General features: G+C 71.8%; 18 protein-coding genes and 1 pseudogene. 12 read left to right on the forward strand and 7 right to left on the reverse strand.

Annotated elements, in window-relative coordinates:
- The first annotated feature begins 1 nt into the window (after position 1).
- Both IW245_RS02165 and IW245_RS02170 read left to right on the forward strand, forming a co-directional pair.
- Entirely contained in the window at positions 2-1,009 is a 1,008-nt protein-coding gene (locus IW245_RS02165; RefSeq protein ID WP_197001511.1) for a hypothetical protein, read from the forward strand.
- Positions 1,006-2,373, forward strand: coding sequence for a hypothetical protein (locus IW245_RS02170; RefSeq protein ID WP_197001512.1), 1,368 nt, complete (start codon positions 1,006-1,008; stop codon positions 2,371-2,373). The genes IW245_RS02165 and IW245_RS02170 overlap by 4 nt, the downstream gene beginning before the upstream one ends.
- A gap of 22 nt (positions 2,374-2,395) precedes the next feature.
- Here IW245_RS02170 and IW245_RS02175 read toward each other — a convergent pair whose 3' ends face one another.
- Together IW245_RS02175 and IW245_RS02180 are read right to left on the reverse strand one after the other, a co-directional pair.
- Positions 2,396-3,883 carry a GGDEF domain-containing protein gene (locus tag IW245_RS02175; protein WP_197001513.1) on the reverse strand — a complete coding sequence of 496 codons (1,488 nt, stop codon included), beginning with the start codon at positions 3,881-3,883 and terminating at the stop codon, positions 2,396-2,398.
- 70 nt (positions 3,884-3,953) lie between these two features.
- Entirely contained in the window at positions 3,954-4,445 is a 492-nt protein-coding gene (locus IW245_RS02180) for an SRPBCC family protein (protein WP_197001514.1), read from the reverse strand.
- A 51-nt stretch (positions 4,446-4,496) separates the two neighbouring features.
- Here IW245_RS02180 and IW245_RS02185 point away from each other — a divergent pair, with 51 nt between their 5' ends.
- The 10 genes and pseudogenes from IW245_RS02185 to IW245_RS02235 all read left to right on the forward strand — a co-directional run bounded on the left by IW245_RS02185 (position 4,497) and on the right by IW245_RS02235 (position 17,324).
- Complete coding sequence (locus tag IW245_RS02185; RefSeq protein ID WP_197001515.1) at positions 4,497-5,066, forward strand: TetR/AcrR family transcriptional regulator; 570 nt, start codon at positions 4,497-4,499, stop codon at positions 5,064-5,066.
- A gap of 157 nt (positions 5,067-5,223) precedes the next feature.
- Positions 5,224-7,758 (forward strand): MXAN_6230/SCO0854 family RING domain-containing protein, encoded by a 2,535-nt coding sequence (locus IW245_RS02190; RefSeq protein WP_197001516.1) that lies wholly within the window; start codon positions 5,224-5,226, stop codon positions 7,756-7,758.
- 248 nt (positions 7,759-8,006) lie between these two features.
- The gene (locus IW245_RS02195; protein ID WP_197001517.1) at positions 8,007-8,567 is read left to right on the forward strand and encodes a mycothiol transferase; all 561 of its coding nucleotides are present in this window, start codon (positions 8,007-8,009) and stop codon (positions 8,565-8,567) included.
- 42 nt (positions 8,568-8,609) lie between these two features.
- The gene (locus IW245_RS02200) at positions 8,610-9,200 is read left to right on the forward strand and encodes a DinB family protein (RefSeq protein WP_197001518.1); all 591 of its coding nucleotides are present in this window, start codon (positions 8,610-8,612) and stop codon (positions 9,198-9,200) included.
- Positions 9,201-9,325: 125 nt separating this feature from the next.
- Positions 9,326-10,539: pseudogene (locus IW245_RS40200) on the forward strand (RNA-guided endonuclease InsQ/TnpB family protein); the annotation flags it as partial.
- A gap of 58 nt (positions 10,540-10,597) precedes the next feature.
- Positions 10,598-11,305, forward strand: coding sequence for a TetR/AcrR family transcriptional regulator (locus tag IW245_RS02215; RefSeq protein ID WP_197001521.1), 708 nt, complete (start codon positions 10,598-10,600; stop codon positions 11,303-11,305).
- Positions 11,306-11,721: 416 nt separating this feature from the next.
- Positions 11,722-12,483 (forward strand): ABC transporter ATP-binding protein, encoded by a 762-nt coding sequence (locus IW245_RS02220; protein WP_197001522.1) that lies wholly within the window; start codon positions 11,722-11,724, stop codon positions 12,481-12,483.
- Positions 12,483-15,005, forward strand: coding sequence for an ABC transporter permease (locus tag IW245_RS02225; protein WP_197001523.1), 2,523 nt, complete (start codon positions 12,483-12,485; stop codon positions 15,003-15,005). Before IW245_RS02220 ends, IW245_RS02225 begins: the two co-directional genes overlap by 1 nt.
- Before the next feature lie 127 nt (positions 15,006-15,132).
- On the forward strand, positions 15,133-16,839 hold the full coding sequence (locus IW245_RS02230; RefSeq protein ID WP_197001524.1) for a type VI immunity family protein: 1,707 nt from the start codon (positions 15,133-15,135) through the stop codon (positions 16,837-16,839).
- Between the two features lie 122 nt (positions 16,840-16,961).
- Complete coding sequence (locus IW245_RS02235; RefSeq protein ID WP_233473191.1) at positions 16,962-17,324, forward strand: ADP-ribosylation/crystallin J1; 363 nt, start codon at positions 16,962-16,964, stop codon at positions 17,322-17,324.
- 104 nt (positions 17,325-17,428) lie between these two features.
- Here the strand turns inward: IW245_RS02235 and IW245_RS02240 are convergent, their stop codons facing one another.
- From IW245_RS02240 to IW245_RS02260, 5 genes are all read right to left on the reverse strand, one after another.
- Positions 17,429-18,247 (reverse strand): CHAP domain-containing protein, encoded by an 819-nt coding sequence (locus IW245_RS02240; protein ID WP_197001525.1) that lies wholly within the window; start codon positions 18,245-18,247, stop codon positions 17,429-17,431.
- 36 nt (positions 18,248-18,283) lie between these two features.
- Positions 18,284-19,153, reverse strand: a complete 870-nt coding sequence (locus tag IW245_RS02245) for a peptidoglycan-binding domain-containing protein (RefSeq protein WP_197001526.1) — start codon at positions 19,151-19,153, stop codon at positions 18,284-18,286.
- Positions 19,153-19,617 carry a hypothetical protein gene (locus IW245_RS02250; protein WP_197001527.1) on the reverse strand — a complete coding sequence of 155 codons (465 nt, stop codon included), beginning with the start codon at positions 19,615-19,617 and terminating at the stop codon, positions 19,153-19,155. The genes IW245_RS02245 and IW245_RS02250 overlap by 1 nt, the downstream gene beginning before the upstream one ends.
- A 98-nt stretch (positions 19,618-19,715) precedes the next feature.
- Positions 19,716-20,162, reverse strand: a complete 447-nt coding sequence (locus tag IW245_RS02255) for a hypothetical protein (RefSeq protein ID WP_197001528.1) — start codon at positions 20,160-20,162, stop codon at positions 19,716-19,718.
- Between the two features lie 40 nt (positions 20,163-20,202).
- Positions 20,203-21,327 (reverse strand): hypothetical protein, encoded by a 1,125-nt coding sequence (locus IW245_RS02260; protein ID WP_197001529.1) that lies wholly within the window; start codon positions 21,325-21,327, stop codon positions 20,203-20,205.
- Positions 21,328-21,335 lie beyond the last annotated feature (8 nt).

Genomic DNA, 21,335 nt, shown 5'->3' on the forward strand with positions numbered 1-21,335 from the left:
CATGAGCCTCGCTGAGGGGAGCCCGATCCCCCTGCCCACCATCCCGCCGGTCACCGGGCCGGCGGTGCCCCGCCCCGCCGTACCCCCGAAGTCCTCGATCCGGATCTATCGGCTCGGCGACCCGGCGGCAGTGGTCGGGCAGACCGACGAGATCCGGGCCGCGCTGTTCCCCGGCACGCAGGACCGCCAGCTCCAGGTCCACCCGGCCAGCGGGGCCCTGTGGTTCGACACGGGACGGCGCTCCGGCGGCACGCGGCCGCTGCCGGGGCCGCAGGCCAGGGAACTGGCGCTGGGCTTCCTCGAGGGAGCCCGGCGCCGGATCGCCGGGTCCGCGAGACTGCGCGGCGCGGGGCTCGACCAGCTGCTGCCGGGGGACCTGCGGCTGGTCGACACCCTGTCGTTCGGCGCCTCCGCTCCCGGGAACGGCGCCCGGACGGTGTGCCGGTTCGCCCGCCTGCTGCGCCCTGGCAGCACCGAGGCCCCGGTGCCGGTGCTGGGCGAGAGCGTCGACGTCTGGGTCGACGCCGGCGGAACCGTCCAGGCCCTCGCCTCGACGTGTCGCGTCCTCACCGGAGACGAACCCGTCGCCCGGATCGTGCCGCCGAAGGACGACGACCCCGCCGCGGAAGTACCCGAGGAGGAGAAGATGAAGCTGATCTACGTCAGCGGCGACGAGGACGCGGAGCGGGACACGACCTGTCCGTTCTGGATCCGCTACGACGACGACGAGGCGGAACTCGCCCCGGCGAGCGGCCATTCGATGCTGGTACGGATCCTGCCGACGACGGGGCAGGGTGCCATGGGGTTCACCGCCGACGTGTACGGCGGATCGGGGCGGTACGCCTACGCGTGGCGCGCCTGGTCCCCGTCGGCGCCCGGGGAGTTCCTCGACCTCGGGTCGGGCGGCACGGCGCGGATCGGCCCGGGCGTGTACGACGTCGCCCTGCGGGTCCGCGACACCGTCCACAGTGTGACCGAGAGGGCCGCGCTGCGGGTGATGTGCTCGTGAGCACGTTCTACCAGGCGAGCGGCTGGGAGATGTCCCACGACCTCGGGCCCGGCGGGATCGTGCTGCGGAACGTGACCCACCAGGGCTACGGGCTCGCCGACGACATCCGACTGACAAGGGTGTGGGTCGGGGCACCACCCCCCGACGACAGGACAGCTCCGCGGACCAGCCCGGCCAGGGTCCGGTCCTTCGTCCCCGGCAGCGCGGAACTGCCCGCGCAGCTTCCCGCCTTCCCCCTCAAGCCCGGGGCGTATCCGCCGGGGGGATTCGGGATCTACCCGACCGTCGGTGGCCTCGCGGCGGAGTTCGAGGCGGACACCGCGATCCCGAATCTGCGCAACGACCGGATGCGCCTCCGACAGACGTTCCTGTTCGGCCCGCTCTCGAAGGACCCGCCGCACGAGCCCGGCGCTGTGCTGCGGGCCGCCCGCCTATTCCCGTTGCTGACCTTCACGGTGACCCCCGGGCCGGAGCCGTTGCCGGGACCGTCCTACTTCCGGGCCGACTTCCGCTTCGGGCTCGACCTCAGCCCGGGGCCGGCGCTCAGCCGGGGGGCCGACCCCAGCCAGCGGCGCGACCTCGCGGGGGTGTTCCGCGACCACGAGGACACACCGAGCCCCCTCCAGGACACCAGTACGTCCGTGCCGAGGCTCGCCGGGCTCGCGGACGTCTTCGCCGGGGCGGAGAAACCTCTGCACCACGAGTTCCTCGGGCCCGGTCTCCGGCTCAGGCGGTCGGCCAAACCCGCGCCCCGGACCTGGGACAACTACCACCACTTCCCGAAAGCCGAGGACGGGTCGCTGCCGTCGACCCCCGGCGCGTTCCACTGCCTGCACCTGCACTGGCGCTGGGGCGCGGTCTCGGCGACGTCGTCGCGGGTCCCGCCGCTGGTGGGCGGCGACCAGTTCAAGGGCCTCGGCTGGACGCCGCAGGTCGGGGGCCCGCTCATCGACCCGACCATCCCTGGGCAGGACCTGACCCTCGCGGTGACCACCGACTCGGGCCCGGGCACTCCGTGGGCGGCGGAACTCAACCCCAGCGAGTGGCAGTTCGCGGACCTGTTCACCAACCGGCGCGCCGAGCCGCTGCCGGTGAAGGACGGCGCGAAGTTGACCCTGTGGGTGTCGATCGAGGTCGAACGCCCGCCGGGGAAGGAGAACGTCGCCTGGGGCGGCACGCTGTTCGAACACGGCATGTACTTCGCGCACGATTTCGAGCCGACCGTCCTGCGCAACCGCAATCCGGACGTTGGCCTGCAGCCGGGGGCAATGGCCGCGGTCGGCGGGCTGCGGGGCCCGCTGGTCAAGGAGTCCGTCTCGCCCGACGCGAAGCCGATGCCGTGGTGGCGGTACCCGCCGCCGTAGCGGGGTGGCGTGTCGACCGGATTCAGCGGGAGCTGGCCTTCGAGGCCAGCATCCGCCGGTCCGCCTCGGCGAACGCCTCGATCAGGCTGTCACCCGGCTCCAGCTCGGCCCAGCCGACGCTGACCGACACGGTCGCCGTGCCGACCAGGGCCGACCAGTCCTCCGCGGCGATGTCGGCGCGCACCCGCCGGCTCAGCCGCTCCGCCTCGGCGAGGACCGCGCCCGGCATCACCAGGACGAACTCGTCGCCGCCGACCCGGGCGAGCAGGTCGTCTCGGCGGACCGAGCGGCTCATGACGGCGGCCACGCGTTGGAGCACCTCGTCGCCCACGAGGTGACCGTGCTCGGCGTTGAGGGAGTGCAGACGGTCGAGGTCGATCACCCCGATCATGGTGTGCCGGCGGATCGGTTCGGTCGCGGCGTACCGCTGGAAGTGCCGGCGGTTGGGCAGCCCGGTCAGGGTGTCGGTGTGCGCCTCGTCGGCGTACCGCGCGGCGGTGCGGTGCAGTTCCTCGTGGTCGAGGCGCACCGCGACCGAGTCCAGGAACAGCTTTCGGGCCCGGTCGAACGTGACCGAGGTGGCCGCGAACGAGGCCTGCACCGCCAGGTACGCCTCCTGGTAGCGCCCCGCCGCCGCGAGCGCCAGGGACCGCAGCCGCTCCGGTTCACCCACTCCGACGAGTTCCACCTGCACGTCGAGCCGGTCGAGCAGGTCGAGGGCCCGGTCCGGCTCGCCGAGCGTGATCGCCCGGCACACCTCGCCGAGCGCGACCATGGCCTCGTTCTCCGGGGCGTCCGCCTCGACCATGGTCGGCGGCGGGGGCGGCGGTCGCCGGACGGGGTCCGGGTCGGTGGCGGCGAGCCTGACCCTGGCGTACCACACCGCGGTGCGCAGAATCGGCCGCAGCGCCTCGGGTCCGTGGGTGGCGATCAGCTCGTCGGCCTCGTCGACGATCGAGGTCATGATCGCGGTGGCCTGGTCGCTCTGGCCGCAGTGGTCGAGGTACAGCGCCTGGCGCAGCTCGATGTCCTGCCGCCGGAAGTAGGGGGTGAACCGTCCGATCCGCTCGGCGATCACCAGCGACTCGTGCAGCAGGGCGACGGCGTGCTCGTAGAAGCCCATGAGCGAGTTCATGTAGCCCAGGTCGCCGTAGGCGTCGACCGCCTCCATGCTGTCGGCCGCCCCGTCGCGCAGCGCCCGGTCGCCGAGCACGATGTGGGTGGCGCACCGGTCCAGCGAACCCTCCAGGAACGCCCGGCCGGCGGCCAGCGCGTGGAACTCGGCCAGGAACGCCGGATCGTGGCCGCGCACCGCGGCGTACGCGGCGTCCAGCGCGGCCGGGATCTCGGTCAACCGGCCGAGGTTGAACAGGGCGGCGATCTTCTGCAACGTGGCGTACGCGGCCACGTACGGCGGCCCGTCGGCCAGCTCGTCGGCCTTGGCCACGGCGTCACTGTGCCGACCGTCCGCGATCATGGACCGGAGGAGTTCCGTCGTGACCTCCGCCATTCCTCCAGTAGACGTCAGCGGGACCGGGCGCGGTGGGGAATCCGCGATCTGGCGGGCGCCCGGTACGTGGTCAGGCGACCGGCTGTGAGCGCCGCCGTGCGGCGCGGATCAGCCGGACCCACGGCGACCACCGGGCCGGGCGAACCGCGACGCCCTCGCAGTGTCGCTGGGCGTTGTCGAACAGGTCCGCGACCAGTGCCTCATGCAGCCACCGCACGGCGAAGGGCCAACTGAGGATCACCTTTCCCCTGGTACGGGCCCGGATCTCGTGTGTCAGGGTGCAGGTGTCCGGCCCGTCGGCGGTGAGCCGGAACTCGTGCCAGCCGTCGATGCCCAGGCCGTGGTCGAAGGTGTACCGGGCGCGCCGCCCCGGCTCCCATTCGGTGACCGTGTAGCGGATCGAGGAGTGACCGCCACGGGCGCCGACCCCGGGCGGCCGGTCGAACCGCTGCGGCGGCCAGCTCGACGGCCACAGCTGGTCGTCCGGCCCGCCCAGTCCGGCGAGGAGGTCGGCGACAGTGGTGGGCGGGGCCTTGATCGTCCGGCTCTGGATATTGCGCATGCGATCCTCCATACGGCGGCGTATGGCCAGACCGTACGCTACCGTATGGTCATGGTTCAAGAGCGCAGGAGACTCACCGCCGACGACTGGGCGGACGCGGCGCTCGCAGTCCTGGCCGAGCACGGTCTGGCCGCCGTGGCCGTCGAGCCACTCGCGCACCGGCTGCGGGCCACCAAGGGCAGCTTCTACTGGCATTTCCCCAACCGCCCGGCGTTGGTCGCGGCGGCGCTGGCCCGCTGGGAGCACCGGTACACCGAATCCGTGATCGAGGGTCTTCGCGCCGAACCCGACCCGGCGGCCCGGCTCCGCGCCCTGTTCCGCAGCGCGACCCCGGTCGCGGAATACCACAGGGTGGAGGTCAACGTCCTGGCGGCGGCCACCGACCCGCAGGTCGCACCCGTCCTGGCCCGGGTGGCCGCCCGCCGGCTGGGGTACCTGGTGCACCTGTTCGCCGAACTCGGCTTCACCCCCGCCCGGGCGCACCAGCGGGGGCTGCTCGCCTACGCCACCTACGTCGGCCACGCGGAGCTGTCGACCCGGCTGCCGCGCACGTTCCCCGGCGACGCGGCCGACGTCGAAAGCTACATCGACGAGGTGCTCGCGGTCCTGCTGCGTCCGTGACGTCGAAGGTCCCCAACTGGGATGCGCGCCGCGCTCCGATCCGCGTAGACTCCCAGCCCGGGGCGGCTCCTGGGTGTGCTTCCTTCTCTCCTTTTTGGTAAAGATCTAGTGCACCCGATCTCCGCCCCACCTTCTTTTTTCCGGTACGGGGGCGATCATGCTGGGCACGCGACAGGGCACCGATCCGCTCGCCGGGGTGCTGCTGCGCCGGTTCGGGCTCCTCGCGCCCGGCCTGTTGCCGGGGGTCGCGAAGGTCAAGCCGAAGAAGCAGCAGGTCAGCGTGTCCGACGGCCTGGTGGCGCTCGAGGCCGACGTGCTCGCCCGGGGCTTCCTGCTCAGCGCCGATCTGCGGACCCACCTCGCCTCGCTGCCCGCCGACCGGCTCGCCGGCCTGGGCCTTGCCCTGCTGTCCGAACTGGACACCATCGTCGGCGGGCACGTGCCGCACGTGCCGCTGTTCCGGTCCTTCCCGAAGGAGATCCCGGAGCACACCTTCGGCCTGTACGTCGACCGGGTGTTCGCCCTGTTGGCCCAGGAGCCGGCCCAGCCGTGCGTGCTGTGCGGCACGACCGACGTGGTGTCCCCGGTCGCGCCGTGCGCGCACCTGGTCTGCGGCCGCTGCTTCGACCTGGACGTCTACGCGGGCTGCCCCATCTGCCACGGCCGGATCGACCCGTGCGGGGTGCTGCCCGAGCCGGTCGGGCCGCGTGCGGTCGGCCCGCTGCCGCGCCGGGCCCGGGTGCTGTACCGCTGCGAGGGGCTGGACCGCACCGTGTACCAGGCCGTCGCGACCCTGCTGGCCCGGCGCACCCCGCTGTCGGGCGCCGAACGCGCCGACCTCCAGGTGCTGCTCGACCGGATCGGGCCCGGTCTGACCGAGTGGCTGCCCGCGTCGATTCCGGTCCGGGAGACCCGGGCGCTCGTCCTGGCCCGGCTGACCGCCGAGCCGGGTTTCGCGGAGCTGGTGCGGCGGCACACCGACACGGCCACCGACCTGCTGCGCCTGCTGTGGGTGTGGCACGGCGGCGACCCCGGCCTGACCACCCCGCCGCCGCGCCGCCGGTCCGTGCCCCGCGCGCTCCGGCGGGCCGTCCTCGCCCGGCTCGACGCGCTGCCGGTCTCGGCCCTGGTCGAGGACCTGCACCGGCACCGGGGCGGCTGGCTGCGGATCGCCGAGAACCTGCACCCGTTCGAACACCTCCGGCGGTACCCGGTGGCGGCCGTCGCGTTCGCCGCGCTCCGCGGCTCCGAGGTCACCCCGGAGCTGGCGGCCACGGCCGGCCGTTACCCCGACACGTTCCAGATCACCGACGGCCGGCTGCGCACCCGCCGCCCCGCCAGGCTGGTCGAGGACGCGCTGCGCGCCGGCCGGTCGGCCGAGGCGCTGGCCGCCGTGCGCGGCCGTCCCGGTGAGCTGTTCCGCCGGCTGGTCGCCCTGGCCGCCCGCGGCGACGCGCCGAACGACCTGGTCGAGGCCGCGATCGACACCGCCCCGGCCGTCTCGCCCGGGGTGCTCGTCGCCGCGCTCGGGGCGCTGCGGGCGGCGACGTGGCCGGCCGGCACCCGACTGTATTTCCCGAAGGGCGGCACCGCGCGACTGTGGACGGAGCCCGACCACCGGCCCCGGCTGCCCGCCGACCTCGGCGGCGACCTCGAACAGGTCGTCGTCGCCGAGCTGCTGGACCGCGCGGCCCGGCTGTCCCGGGTGCCCGTGGCCGTCCTGGACGCCGGGCTGGCCGACCTGCCGGCGCCGTTCGCGGAGCGTACCGCCGCCGCGAGCCTGGTCGCGCTGCCGCGCGGCAGCAGCCAGCCGCTCCCCGACGCCCGGACGCTGCGCCTGTTCCTGCACTGGACCGAGCCCGCCGGCACCCGCGTCGACCTGGACCTGTCGGTGGCGATGTACGACGCCGACGGTGGGTTCCAGGGTTGGTGCGACTACACCCGGCTGCGGCTCGGCGGCCGGGCGGCGGTGCACTCCGGCGACCTCACCTCGGCGCCGGCCCCGCTGGGCGCGAGCGAGTTCGTCGACCTGGACCTGCCCATGCTCCGCAAGCGCGGCGTCCGGTACGTCACGATGATCGTGTTCAGCTACAACGACGTGCCGTTCGAGGCGATGACCGACGCGTTCGCCGGGCTGATGGCCGAGCCCGACTCCGCCACGTTCGACCCGCGCGCCGTGGAGCACCGCTTCGACCTGACCGGCAACGCGAAGGTCGCCACCCCGCTGATCCTGGACCTGGGCGCCGAGACGATCCGCTGGGTCGACGCCACCCTCGGCGCGCGCGGCTCCGGCCACTCGATCGCCGGCTACTCCCGCAGCCTGGGCCTGCTGACCGCCGCCGTGGACCGGTACTTCGCCGCCGGCCGCCGGGTCAGCATGTGGGAGCTGGCCTGCCTGCACGCCGCCGCCCGCGCGGACCGGATCGTGGTCCGCCACCCCGACGACCGGCGGACCGGGTATGTCCGGGGCGCGGCCGAGCCGGTGGTGGTGTTCCTCGACCGGGTCCGGCTGCTCGGCCCCGCCGACGAGCCGGGGGATCCGGCGGAGGCGGGCTTCGCGGCCCTGGTGCGCGGCGATGTTGGGCTGGCGGCGGGAGCCGAGTGCTACGCGGTGTACCCGGGGGATCTCGACCCGGCCCGGGTCACCGTCCTGACCGGGGCCGACCTGCTGGCCGCCCTGGCCCCGCAGTAGCCGGCGGTCCCGGCCACCGCCAGGGACCCTGCGGCGTGGCCGGGTGAGGGCCGGTGGTTCCGCGCGCTCGGCGCGGCGTCGGCCCTGGCGATCGCCGCCGGGATCTTCCCCGCCGCCCACCTGGTGAACTTCGCCGGGTACATCGGGTGGAGCGGGTGGATGCTCCTCCTCGCCTCGCGGCTGTCCCGCCCGACCACGGCCCTCGGCGCCGGCCGGAAAATGTCGGTGGTGCCGGTTACGGTGGGGCCATGACCGAGGACGACCGCCCGTGGGAGCCGCCGCTCGCCGGCACCGAGACCGAACACCTGACCGGCGCGCTCGACCGGTTGCGCGCGACATTCCGGTGGAAGACCGACGACCTTGACGCGACCGGCCTGCGCACCAGTCTCGGCGTCTCCACCCTGACGCTCGGCGGGCTGCTCAAGCACCTCGCCGCGCAGGAGGACTACCTCTTCACCGTCAAGTTGAGCGGTGCGCCGATCGGCGCACCGTGGGACGCGTTCGGCTGGGACGGGTCCGACGACTGGGAGTTCACCTCGGCGGCCGAGGACGAGCCGGCGGTGCTGTACGGGCTGTGGGACGACGCCGTCGAGCGGTCCCGCGCCCGGCTCGGCGCGGCCCTGGCCGACGGCGGGCTCGACCAGCTCGTGCATGCCGGCGGGGGCAGGGCCAGCCTGCGTCGACTGGTGTGCGACCTGATCGAGGAGTATGGCCGGCACACTGGGCACGCGGACCTGATCCGCGAGGCGGTGGACGGCAGGACGGGTGAGGACCCGCCGGCCGGCTGGAGGCCGTCGACCGGCCGGTGACGGGGTTGAGCGCAGCCGTCCACGGTGGCAGGCTCGGACCCCATGATGGATGCCTTCGCGAAGGAGTATCTGCACGGCGACCTGCGGGGGATACGCGAGGCGCTGGTGTGGAAGCTCGACGGGCTCGGCGAGTACGACGTCCGCCGGCCATTGACCCGGACGGGCACGAACCTGCTCGGCCTGGTCAAACACCTGTCGCTGACCGAGTCCCGGTATTTCGGCGAGGTCTTCGGCCGGCCGTTCCCCGCGCCGCTGCCCCGGTGGGACGATCCCGCCGCGCGCGGCGTCGACATGTGGGCGACCGAATGGGAGACGCGCGAGGAGATCGTCGACCGCTACCGTCGGGTGTGGGAGCACTCCGACGCGACCATCGACGCGTTGACGATCGACGCTCCGGGCTTCGTGCCGTGGTGGCCCCGCCCGGACGTGAAACTGTTCAACATCCTGGTCCACGTCCTGGCCGAGACCAGTCGGCACGCCGGTCACGCCGACATCCTCCGTGAACAGCTCGACGGCTCGACCGGGACGGCGGCGCACCGGGCGGCGAACGACGACGAGGCGCACTGGGAGGCCCGTCGCGCCGAGGTCGAGCGGGCGGCCCGGGCTGCGGCCACCGGGTCGGAGCCCGGCTAGGGACGTCTTTCGCCCAGCGTGTCGCGGAATGGTCCAGAGGCGGGTGTCGCGCCAGAGGTACTGCCGTCGTTCGGGATGGTCGTATGATCATGTCCGTGAAGGCTGACAGCGGCCGGAGGTATCGGGCGTATCCCACCGATGAGCAGGCCGCTCGTCTGACGTCGTGGGGGCACACCTGTCGGTGGCTGTACAACGTGGCTCTGGAGCAGCGCCGGTTCGCGTGGGCGCAGCGTCGGGTGTCGTTCGGCACGACCCGCCAGTGCGCGGAACTGACGGCGGCGCGTCGGGAGTTGGACTGGGTCGCTGACCTGCCCGCCCAGGCCGGGCAGCAGGTGTTGCGGCACCTGGACCAGTCCTATCGCAACTGGTGGAATCCGGCCCATCCCGCCGGGGCTCCTGTCCGCAAGCGGCGAGGTTCGCGCCTGGCGGTGCCTTTGCCGGGGCAGGCCGTGACCGTGCGGCGGCTCAACCGTCGTTGGGGACAGGTCACCGTGCCCAAGCTGGGGGCGGTGAAGTTCCGCTGGACCCGCCCGCTCGGCGGGACGGTCCGCAACCTGGTGTTGTCGTCCGACGGCCGGGACTGGCATGTGGCCTTCGGCGTCGCCACCGGCCAGCCAGACACCCCCACCCACCCTCACTCGGGTCGGGTGGTCGGCCTGGACCGAGGGGTGATCGTGGCGGTCGCCACGTCCGATGGTGACCTGCATGACCGGGCCAGCCTCACCCCGGGCGAGGCACGGCGCATGACGGCCCTCGCGCGGCGGGCGGGGCGGCAGGAACACCACCGGCGTGAGAGCAAGGCGAAACGTCGGGGCGGGCCAGGTCCGTGCGCGCCCAGATGAACAAGCTGTGGGCGAAGGTCCGTGACAGGCGAACTGATTTCGCCCACCAGGTCGCCCACCGGCTCGCCGATACGTACGGCCAGGTCGTGATCGAAGACCTGCGCATCATCAACATGACCGCCTCAGCGGCCGGCACCATCGACGCCCCGGGCCGGCGGGTACGGCAGAAAGCGGGCCTGAACCGGGCCATCCTCGACAAGGGCTGGCACGGTCTGGAACTCGCCCTGAACAACCAGGCCCGCAAGACCGGCATGACCGTCATCAAAGTCAACCCGGCGTACACGTCACAGCAGTGCTCGACCTGCAAGCACACTGATCGCGACAACCGCGAAAGCCAAGCGGTGTTCCGGTGCGTGGCCTGCGGACACACCTGCAACGCCGACGTGAATGCCGCCCGCAACATCCGAGACCGAGCACACCTAACCGCCGGACAGGCCGGGATCGGGCGCATCAGCCACCACACACCGGTGCCGCGCCAACCACCAGACCGGGCCTAAACGCCCGGCAGAACCGCCCCCCACCAGCGGGCGAGGATGTCAAGATACCGCCTACACAGTGTTCGCGAAGGAGGACAGCGACGTGCCCGACAGCATCTGGCTGCGGCCCGAGCGTGCGGTACGCGGGCCGGTGCCGGAACACAGCCGCGAGGAGATCGCCGGGATCGGCATCGGCATCGCCGACGCGCGCGGTCTGCCCGCTGTCACCATGCGGGCTGTCGCCGGCGCGCTCGGCTCCGGCCCGGCCTCGCTGTACCGGTACGTCGTCTCCCGCGACGAGCTGCTCGAACTCATGGTCAACGAGGTGCACGGCGAGCTGGACTACTCGCGGCTCGGTTCCGGCGACTGGCTCGCCGACCTGCTGGTGCTCGCGCACGAGAGCCGCGCCGGGTACCTGCGCCACCCGTGGATGATCGAGCTGGCCGCGAGCCGGATGGCGGTGGGTCCGCACGCCATGGACTATCTCGAACACGCCCTGGCCGCGATGTCGACCCTGAAGGTGGACGCCGTCACCCAGTTGGAGACGGTCGGGCTGCTCGGCGGGTTGGTGCTCATGTTGACCCGCGCGGAGTTGGGCGACCAGCAGTCGCCGGAGGTCCAGCACGCCCGGGCGGCCTATGTGGGCGCGGTCGCCGCCGAGGGGCGGCATCCGCACCTCGCGGCGGTGGTCGTCGCTGCGGCGTCCGGACCGGTCGCGCCGGCCGAGCCGCTCTTCGACCGGGTGATCACCCGCATGTTGACGGGGTTGCTCCGCGCGGAGGGCTAGGGTCGCGGTCATCGGCCTCGCGGTCACCGCCCGCCTGGTCAGCGGCAGTCCTGGAACGGCGGCGCGACACCGTTCGCCGCAGCCGGCGAGCATCCCGACGGGCGTTCGTGGGGCGCGATCCACGGACCTGACTCGCCGCAGACGTCGACGGCGAGCGATAACTCCTTTGCGGACGGTGCGCGATCTGACGTAACCTCGCTACTGCGAACGTTGATCGCAGCAAACGGGGGTTCTTCGACGAGCGAACCGGGGCGATCATCCGCGAGAACGGGAGACGTGGACACACGACCGGCCGATTCCGGCCGGGGTGCTGTCCGCCCTCGGGGATGCGTCCCTCGCCGGAGGGCCGCGGCGCCGTTCGCAGCTCTCGCACCCGGCCGCAGCGGCCGGTGCGTACGGAGGGAGGAGAGTCAGCGATGACTTCAGTGGTTAGGTCGGTCGCGGCGCGTGCGTCCGATGTGTGGAAGGTGTACGGGCAGGGCGAGGCGCAGGTGATCGCGTTGCGGGGCATCAACGTGGAGCTGGCGCAGGGGCAGTTCACGGCGATCATGGGTCCGTCGGGGTCGGGTAAGTCGACGTTGATGCACTGTCTGGCGGGTTTGGACACGGTGACCCGTGGTGATCTGTTCGTGGGTGACACCCAGGTCAACAAGCTGTCGGACAGTGGGTTGACGAAGTTGCGCCGGGACAAGATCGGTTTCATCTTCCAGCAGTTCAACCTGCTGCCCACCCTGACGGCGGAGGAGAACATTCTGCTGCCGTTGTCGATCGCCGGCCGTAAACCCGATCAGGTCTGGTACGACACGGTCATCAAGACCGTCGGGCTCGAGGACCGCCTCAAGCACAAGCCCACCGAACTGTCGGGCGGTCAGCAGCAGCGCGTGGCGTGCGCCCGCGCCCTCGTCTCCCGCCCCGATGTGATCTTCGCCGACGAGCCGACCGGTAACCTCGACTCACGCTCGGGTGCTGAGGTCCTCAACTTCCTGCGCAACTCCGTGCGCGACTTCGGCCAGACCATCGTCATGGTCACCCACGACCCCACCGCCGCCTCCTACGCCGACCGGGTCATCTTCCTCGCCGACGGCCAGATCGTCGACGAACTCCTCGAACCCACCGTCGACCAGGTCCACGACAAACTCAAGAGCCTGGACCCCCACGCCCACAGCGGTGACGTCTGATGCTCAAAGCAACCCTGAAAAGCCTCCTGTCCCGCAAACTCCGACTCGTCCTGTCAGCACTCGCCGTCGTCCTCGGCGTCATGTTCGTCTCCGGCTCCTTCGTGCTGGGCTCGACGCTCAACAAGTCCTTCGACAGCCTGTACGCCTCCGTCTACGAGGGACTCGACGTCTCCGTCACGGGCAGGTCCACCATCGCCAACGGCCCGACGGCGCCGATCCCCGCGGCGGTGCTGGACAAGGTGTCCACCGTGCCGGGAGTCCGCAGGGCCACCGGCACCGTGTTCGCCAACGGCGCGCGCCTCATCGGCAGGAACGGCAAGGTCGTCACCGGCGGAGGACAGGCCTTCGGGACCAACTGGACCGGCGAGAACGACATCGTGAAGCTGCGGTCGGGCAGGGCCCCGTCCTCGGACACCGAGATCGTGATCAACCGGGCGCTGGCCGAGGCTTCCGGGTACCAGATCGGCGACCAGGTCGGGGTGCTGACCCTGGAGCCGAAGAAGCAGTTCACCATCGTCGGGATCTTCGGCTACTCCGGAGACCGCAGCTCGATCGCCGGTGAGTTCACGATCGCGTTCACGACCCCGGTGGCCCAGCGGCTGATGCTCGGCGACACCGGTCTGTTCACCTCGATCGACGTCACGGCCGCACCCGGCACCTCGGACGGGAAGCTGCGCGACTCGGTGCGCTCGGCGCTCGGCGACACGTTCGTCGTCCGGACCAGCGAGGAGATCAGCAGGGCGCAGGCCGACGCGGTCAAGGGCGTGTTCGACTTCCTCCGCAACGTCCTGATCGGCTTCGCGGCCGTGGCGCTGCTCGTCGGCGTATTTCTGATCATCAACACGTTCTCGATCATCGTCGCGCAGCGGACCAGGGAGCTCGCCCTGATGCGGGCTCTGGGCGCGAGTGGCGGCCAGGTCATCGGTTCGGTGATCATGGAGGCCGTCCTCATCGGGTTGATCGCCTCGGTCCTCGGTCTCGGGGCCGGGATCGGCGTGGGCGCCGGGCTCGTCGGGGCCATCGGCAGCGTCATCCCGACCAGCGGCCTCGTAGTTCCGGCGGCGGCGGTGATCGCCGCGTTCTCGATCGGCATCCTCGTCACGGTCCTGGCGGCGCTGTTCCCGGCGCTGCGGGCCGCCCGGATCCCCCCGATCGCCGCGATGCGGGACGCGGCGAACACCACCAGGTCCCTGCGGACGCTCACGATCGTGGGCGGCGTGGTCACGACGCTCGGCGTGGCCGGCCTGTGGGTGGCGCTCGCCGGCGACGCCGGTGACAACACCCTGGCCATGGTGCTCGGTGGCGTCCTGTTCTCCTTCGTCGGGATCGCGCTGCTCACCCCGTCGATCAGCCGGCCGGTCGTGTCGCTGCTGGGCCGGATCCTGTCGTGGTCGACGCCGGGTGAGCTCGGCCGGCGCAACTCGGCCCGCAACCCGCGCCGGACCGCCATCACGGCCGCCGCGCTGATGATCGGCATCGCGCTGGTGATCGGGGTCAGCGTCGTGGCCACGTCCATGCGGGCCAGCATCACCAGGACGATCGACGACGGCCTGCGGGCCGAGTTGGTCATCTCCGGCGAACAACTCGGCACCGCGCCGCCGACCTTCGACCCGTCCGTGCTGGACAAGATCAAGGACATCTCGGGGGTACGCGCCGTCGCCGGCATCTACATCGATGGCGCGAAGATCAACGACAGGGACGGTGGTTACGCGTACGCCACCAGTGACGTGCGGGCACTGGCCGACATCCTCGGACTGCGGGCCACGTCCGGTTCCGTGGACGTGGTGTCCGGTACCCAGGCGATCCTCGACGAGGAGACCGCGCGCCACTACGGCCTCGCCGTGGGGGACACGGTCCGGATCCGGTGCTCGCGTGGGGAGGCGGTCACCTACACCCTCGTCGGGGTGTACCGGAAGACCGGGGTCATGGACGGGTTCATCCTCCCGCAGGCGGCGGCGAGGAACTTCCTCACCCCCACCCCGGTCCGGGCCTACATCAGGCTCGGCGACGGGGCGCCGGTGTCGCGGGTCAAGGACCAGATCGACACGTACCTGGCCGACAGCCCCGAGGTCACCGTCGTCGACCGCAGCTCCTACGAGCGGCAGCAGACATCGTTCGTGGACATCCTGCTCGCGATGATCCAGATCCTGCTCGCGTTGGCGATCATCATCGCGGTGCTGGGCGTGATCAACACCCTGGCGCTGTCGATGATCGAACGCACCCGCGAACTCGGCCTGCTGCGCGCCGTCGGCATGAGCCGTCGCCAGATCATCGGGATGGTCACGGTCGAGTCGGTGGTGATCTCGGTGTTCGGCGCCCTGCTGGGCATCGGCGTCGGCGTCGGCCTCGGGGCGGCGATCGTCCGGGCGCTCAAGGACGATGGGCTGGCGGTCCTGGTCCTGCCGTGGACCCAGATGTTCGTGTACCTGAGCCTGGCCGTCGTCGTCGGCGTCCTCGCCGCCGCCCTGCCGGCCATCAGGGCGGCCCGCACGGACGTACTGACCGCGATCAGCTACGAGTAGGTACGCGGACGGCGCGGTCCTGTCGTATGGGACAGGACCGCGCCGGCCGCGCGAAACGCCTGAGCGTCGTCGTCGGCCAGCGCCGGGCGGAGGCGAGGGGTTGCGAGGGACCGTTATCGTGCCCGCCATGCATGCCGCCATCGCCGAGATCATCGACGTGGCACGGCGGACCGCCGCGCTGGAGGCCGACGACGAGCTGGACCCGCCGGGCGGCCCCGCCGGCGAGGAGGCCGTCGCGCGTGCCGTGCGGCGCTTCGGGGACAAGCTGTCCCCGGCCTACCTCGACTTCCTCCGCCAGCACGACGGATGGTCGGACTGCCCGTGGGGGATGCGCCTGTTCAGCGTCGACGAGCTGTGCGGCGAGGTGGGCGAGTGGGCCAAGGGGATGCTCGAGGACCTCGACGACGACGGGGAGATGCCCGCGGAGTTGACCGACGCGGTCGTCATCGGCAAGTGCGACAACACCGCGCAGACGCTCCTGCTGGTCGGCTCCGGCGAGGTCGTCGACTTCCTGTACGAGGAGGACTGCCGCTACCCCGACCTGAACGGGTACCTGGCGGACGTACTGGAGATGGTCCGCGACGTGCTCCGGGCCACCGAACGGGAGCAGCGCTCCGCCGCCGAGCAGACCGACCCCGGGTGGCGGGCCGAGGCGGAGAGCACGCTGCTGGCCGAGTTGCGCGCGGAGCTCGCAGACGCGCCGTCCGAGGGGCGGCCGGCCGGTCCACCGGTGCCCGCCTCGCCGGGTGGCGAGCGGCCCGCGCCGGTCACGCCGGCGGAGCTGGTCCACCGCGACGGCGACGGCACCGAGCTGGCGTACGTGCGGCTCAATCTCGTGCTGTACCTCGGTGCGTATCCGTCCCGCGAGGAGCTGGTCGGCGCGTTCCGCGCCTTCCGGCGGCACTTCCCGGTCGACGGCGACCTGATCTGGGGTCTGCCGGCCAGGTTCTACGTGAAGCAGAACCGCGCGGCCGACCCCGACTCGGAGGAGTGGGCCGACGCGGTCCGCGCCGACGGCTCCGGCATGTACGGGATCCGCCTGGCGATCGGCGACCACGTGCTGAATCTGTGCGGCGTCCCCGACAACGACGACGGGGAACCGCGGGCCGCGTTCTGCGAGGTCATGCTGCCGGTCGACGCTGATCCGCGGCGGCTCGTGGCACTGGCGGCCGAGCTGGCCGAGCTGTTGCCGGTGCGCTCCGGCCACGGCGGGTTCAGCGCGTACGCGTCCTCCTCGGCGCAACGGTCCGCGTACCGGGAGATCTTCCGGTGGTGCCGGCGCTTCCTCGGCCTGGACGTGGGCCACCTCGACGGATGGCTGGTGTCGGCGCGGCGGTGGGTGCTCGGCGCGGGCTGGCTGACCGTCCTCGGTCCGACGTTCGCGACGGTGCTGGCGGAACGCGGGGGCGCGCCGACCTTCGCGGATCCCACCATCGAGGTCCGCGACCTGCGGGGCGGTGGGGTACTGATCCGGGCCGGCGCCGCACCGACCCTCGGCGACGTCGCCCGGGCCCGGTTCCCGCACGCGCAGGCGGAGGTCGACCACTACCTCGAACCGCTCAAGCTGACCCGCTGGACCCACACCGCCCTGCTCATGATGGGTGACAGCGCCTGGCAGGTCGGCGGCGACGAACTGCCCGGCGGGTTCTACGACCACCGGATGACCGGCGCCTGGCTGCGTCGCCTGCTGGATCCGGCAGCGTTCCTCGGGCCCTCCGTGCTGGACCGCGGCGCGGCCTTGCGCCACCGTACGGAACGACCCGCGCTTCACCGCGTTGATGACCTCGGCCTAGCCGGGCCGGCGAGCGCGGCAAGCGCCGCCAGTCACGTCTGACGGACGGATGACAGACCGGCTGCCCGCGGTCGCGGCGGCGGCTGACGTGCGGATTGCGGATGCGAGCCGTCGGATGGTCTGGGACGATCGTGGCCTCGTTCGCGACGGAAATGGAGGTCAGGGTGTCTGGGCGTCTGTCGGTGACCACCTTGTGGCGCCCCACCGGGCCTGAGGAGCTGGCCCTGGTGCGCGAGTCCGGGTGGCGGGCCTGGCCGCCCCGGCTGCCGGACCAGCCGATCTTCTACCCGGTGCTGACCGAGGACTACGCGGTGCGTATCGCCAGGGAGTGGAATGTGCCGCACTCGGGCTCGGGGTACGTGACCAGATTCTTCGTGGACTCGGCATTTCTGGCGCGCTATCCGGTTCAGCTGGCCGGGGGCCGCGACATCCGTGAACTGTGGGTGCCGGCGGAGGATCTGCCGGAGTTCAACGCGCACATCATCGGCACGATCGAACTGGTGCACAGCTTCGAGCCGGTGCGATGACGGCGCCTGAGATCGTGTGACCGTCCTCGCCGAAGTGGGTGAACGGTTGGCGCGCCCCGGGTGTCGGCCGGGGCGCGCTGCGGATGTCCCGATGTTGCGGTCGGTCAGAAGTGGAGCATGTGCTGGAAGTCGTACCCGGCGTTGCTCACGTGCAGGTGCGAGCGGGTGCCGTATCCCAGCGGGGTGTTCCAGTTGTACTCCTCGACATCGAACGAACCGTCGGAGTAGACGGCGTTCACGTAGGCCACGTGGCCGAGGTTGTGGACGTCGTTGACCGCGATGGCGCCCACGGTCGGGGTGGTGTCGACCCGGACGCCGACCCGGACGGCGGCGTCGTCCCAGGTGCCGGCGTTGCCCCAGGTGACTCCGCCGTAGGAGTTACTGAAGCTGGGCACCCCGAGGCGGCTGGCGATGCGGTACGCGGCGAAGGCGGTGCAGTTGTTGGCCGCGAAGCCGCGGGTGCCGTGGTCGAAGTCGTCAGTCGGGGCCTGGTTCCCGCCACCCCCGCCGAGGAACTGGTGGGAGGCCTCGTTGTTCTTCAGCGTGGCGTTGAGGTTGGCCATCTGGCCCGGCGCGAAGTCCTGACTGGCGCCGCCGAAGCCACTGTTGTAGTAGACGCGGACGGTCTGTCCGGTGCGGTTCCACACCGACGCCGCGTTGTTCTTGACGCAGACGCCCTGGCCGGAGCCGGCGCTCTTGAACTCGTAGCAGGACGGCTGGCTGGACCCGAGATCGCTGACGGAGCCGGTGAAGTCCGAGACCGAGCCGGCCTGGTTGCTGTTGTAGTAGTAGCAGAACTCTCCGCTGTCGCAGACTCCGTCGCGGGAGGCGGCGAGGGCGGGGCCGGCGGTGGTGGCCAGGAGTGGGACGGCCAGGGCCAGGGCGGCCGCGGCGACGGTGAGCATGGAGCGCACGCTCTTCATGGTTTCCTCATTTCGTGTCGGTTCTGGATGTTGTGGTCAGTGGGAGCGCTGGTATTCCTCCCAGGTCTGGATGGGGATGCGGGGGCCGTCGTCGGCGGCGTGGTTGGCCAGGCCGTTGAGGCCGAGGTAGTAGTCACCGGTCTGGTTCTGGGCCTGGGTGGACAGGTCCGTGTCGCTGATGGCCGCGGCGTGGATGTGCCACGGCCAGTCGCCCTGGCTCGGGTTGCGGACCCAGGCGGCGAATCCGACCTGGCGCAGTGCCCGGGTGACGGCGGTGCGGGTGTCGGCGGACATGCCGTCGACGTTGATGTCCACCACGCCGCCGCCGTCGTGGGTGCCGGCGGACGTGGGGTCGCCGCCGGGGTTGTAGGACCCCTGGGACAGGGTGAGGTGGAAGCCGAGGAGACGCTCGGACTCGGTGAGCATCGCCTGGGTGCGGGCGTCGATGGTGTACCCGTCGCGTTGCAGGTGGGCGCCGGGACCGATCAGGCGGGTGAGCGTGAACCGGCCCTGCCCGAGTGCCGTGAGCGAGGAGGGGCCGGGGAGCCCGTTGGCGGCCAGTCCGGAGTACCCAAGGGAGCGCTGGAAGGCGGCGTAGGCGGTGATGGTGGATGTGCCGAAGTACCCGTCGACCCAGCGTGCGTCGAGGAGATTGCGGGCCTGCAGTGCCCGCTCGACGGCGAGGACCGAGTCCTTGGCCCCGGGGGTCAGCGTGCTGTCGGGGCGTCGGGGGTCGATCTGGGCGGCGAGAACGGTGGCTTCCATGTCCACCACCGGCAGTACGGTGACGGCCGACCGCGGGGTGGTCGCGTGGGCCGGGGTGGCGCCCATCGCCAGGCCGCCGGCGACGGCGACGGCCGCGAGTAGTCCGGTCACAGCGCGCCGGACGCTGATGGCGGGTGTCATCAGCCGCACCGCTGGTCGGTGCGGCTGTCGCTGACGTAGTTGCCCCAGAAGAGGGCCGCATCGGCGTAGGTGCACTTGCCGCTGCCCGCGAAGCCGTACGACCAGAACTCGGCCTGCCGGGTGTCGTTGTAGATCCGGGTACCCTCGCTCGTCTCCACGCCGGGCGAATGGACCCAGCCCTCGCCCACCGAGACGGTCCAGGTACCGGAGTGGCTGTTGCGGAAGGACTGCCAGACGAAGGCGTACGCGAAGTTCTGGCGGCAGCTCGGCGACCAGTACTGCTTGATGGACATGGCCGACTGCCCGCGCTCGTCGGGCACCACCGTGGTGGAGCCCACCTGGTAGGCGTCGGAGCACGAACCGATCTCCGAGGCGTGGGCCGGGGTGGCCGCGGCGATGATCGGGGTGGCGGCCAGGGCCAGTGCGGCCAGTCTGACCGCGACCCGGGGAAGTGAACGCTGCATGACTACTCCATCTGATGACATGCGAAGTGGGATTTCGTCGAAGGTCGTACCGGGTCCCGGCGGCCACGGTGATCGCCGTGGCCGCCCGGGTGCCATGCTCAGCAGCGGACGTCGGTCGTGACGGTGACGTCGCCGGCGACGGGCGAGCCGAAGTCCCCGCCGGAGCCGTTCCAGCCCAGGGCCTGGGTGCACTGCGACAGGGTGCTGGCCCCGAAGGACCAGACCTCCACGGGGTTGGGGCCGCCGCAGTTGACGTCCTGGATGGTGTGTCCGCCGTCGGTGACGATGGACGCGCACGCGTCCCAGCTGCTGTGGTGGCTGCGGTAGCCGGCCCACACGTACAGGTAGGCGTAGTTCTTCCCGCAGCCCTTGTACTGCTTCACCGACGCCATCGTCTCCCCGCCGACGGTGAGGTAGGAGGTGCCGCCGATCTGCGTGACGCTGGAACAACCGGACGGGGTGGAGGCGTTGGCGGTGCCGGCGGCACCGATGAGAATCGGCACGGCGAGGGCTGCGACCGTAGCGATCTTGGCGATTTTGGACATGATGAAAACCTTCGTCCTGGAAAGGGGAGCGGAGACGGGTTCAGCAGGTGGGCAGGGCGGGCAGGTCGGCCCCGGCGAGCACGTAGGTCACGTACGTCATGCTGTCGGCCTTGATCTCGCCGTCGGGGTAGGACACCGTGATCGCGCGGCCGTTGCCGAGCGCGGCGCCGTACTGGACGGACATCTGGGTGAACGACCGGCTGCGCAGGTCCGCGGCGTAGGTGGCGGTCGAACCGGTCCAGGTGACCAGGTCCCCGGCCACGTGGATCCCGTCGATGGCGTCGTCGCCGTCGACGGTCCGGACGGTGACCGGTGCCGCCCAGCCGGCGCGCCACGCCGACAGGGTCCGGGAGTCGGCCGAGCTCCACACCCAGGTCGTGCCGTCGCTGGCGATCGACGCCGGCTTGCGGATCGCGGCGAGCGTGGCCGGCAGCGCGGCCGGGGCCCCGGTGGACACCGAGACGGCGGTGAGCTGGCCGGGCGCGTCGGCGCTGGTGGACTCGGGCCACACGGCCAGGTCGCCGACGAGGATGGGGCTGGCGAGGTGGCCGGTGTGCACGATCCGGTCGACGTCGCCGGCCAGGGTGTACAGGTGCACCTGGCGGCTCGCGTCCGGGGTCGCCTGGATCCAGGTCGCCGTGCCGTTGCGGACGGCCGGCCACAGGAGCGGCGCACCCGGGGCGGTGGCGTCGTCGTGGGCGATCATGTGCGGGGCGCCACCGGCGGCGGAGTCCCAGGCGAACAGGTCCCAGGCCCCGACCACGTCCTGCGACTTGTTCGCCGCGAAGACCAGCCACCGGCCGTCGAAGTCCATCTGGCCGAATCCGAGGTACGGGGCCTGCAGGGTGAACACCGTCTGCCGCCGCGTGCCATGCTCGCGGAGCCAGATGAGCTCGTTCATGTGGGCCGCCCCGTGGCCGGCCTCGGCGAACAGGGACGATCCGTCGGGGGCGACGGCGACCGGGAAGAGGTTCTCGCCCGGGGCGTGCCCGATGGTGCCGGAAGCGGTGGCCCGGGTCCAGGACTCGGGGGACTTCACGGCGCAGAAGTTCGTGGCGGTGGCCTTGGCCGGGCCCTGCGGGGCGGGGAAGGCGACTGGGTTCTGGGCGGCGGCTTGCGGGGCGGGCCGGGGCGCCGGCGAGCACCCGAGGGTACTCGCCAGCACACCACACA

It is taken from the genome of Longispora fulva, assembly GCF_015751905.1.
Taxonomy (GTDB): Bacteria; Actinomycetota; Actinomycetes; order Mycobacteriales; family Micromonosporaceae; genus Longispora; species Longispora fulva.

What these genes read in the sequence shown, in the direction of transcription:
- IW245_RS02165 (WP_197001511.1), top strand. Translation starts at nt 2, where the DNA reads ATGAGCCTCGCTGAGGGGAGCCCGATCCCCCTGCCCACCATCCCGCCG.
- IW245_RS02175 (WP_197001513.1), bottom strand. Translation starts at nt 3,883, where the DNA reads ATGGCGGAGGTCACGACGGAACTCCTCCGGTCCATGATCGCGGACGGT.
- IW245_RS02180 (WP_197001514.1), bottom strand. Translation starts at nt 4,445, where the DNA reads ATGCGCAATATCCAGAGCCGGACGATCAAGGCCCCGCCCACCACTGTC.
- IW245_RS02185 (WP_197001515.1), top strand. Translation starts at nt 4,497, where the DNA reads ATGGTTCAAGAGCGCAGGAGACTCACCGCCGACGACTGGGCGGACGCG.
- IW245_RS02190 (WP_197001516.1), top strand. Translation starts at nt 5,224, where the DNA reads ATGCTGGGCACGCGACAGGGCACCGATCCGCTCGCCGGGGTGCTGCTG.
- IW245_RS02195 (WP_197001517.1), top strand. Translation starts at nt 8,007, where the DNA reads ATGACCGAGGACGACCGCCCGTGGGAGCCGCCGCTCGCCGGCACCGAG.
- IW245_RS02200 (WP_197001518.1), top strand. Translation starts at nt 8,610, where the DNA reads ATGATGGATGCCTTCGCGAAGGAGTATCTGCACGGCGACCTGCGGGGG.
- IW245_RS02220 (WP_197001522.1), top strand. Translation starts at nt 11,722, where the DNA reads ATGACTTCAGTGGTTAGGTCGGTCGCGGCGCGTGCGTCCGATGTGTGG.
- IW245_RS02225 (WP_197001523.1), top strand. Translation starts at nt 12,483, where the DNA reads ATGCTCAAAGCAACCCTGAAAAGCCTCCTGTCCCGCAAACTCCGACTC.
- IW245_RS02230 (WP_197001524.1), top strand. Translation starts at nt 15,133, where the DNA reads ATGCATGCCGCCATCGCCGAGATCATCGACGTGGCACGGCGGACCGCC.
- IW245_RS02240 (WP_197001525.1), bottom strand. Translation starts at nt 18,247, where the DNA reads ATGAAGAGCGTGCGCTCCATGCTCACCGTCGCCGCGGCCGCCCTGGCC.
- IW245_RS02245 (WP_197001526.1), bottom strand. Translation starts at nt 19,153, where the DNA reads ATGACACCCGCCATCAGCGTCCGGCGCGCTGTGACCGGACTACTCGCG.
- IW245_RS02250 (WP_197001527.1), bottom strand. Translation starts at nt 19,617, where the DNA reads ATGCAGCGTTCACTTCCCCGGGTCGCGGTCAGACTGGCCGCACTGGCC.
- IW245_RS02255 (WP_197001528.1), bottom strand. Translation starts at nt 20,162, where the DNA reads ATGTCCAAAATCGCCAAGATCGCTACGGTCGCAGCCCTCGCCGTGCCG.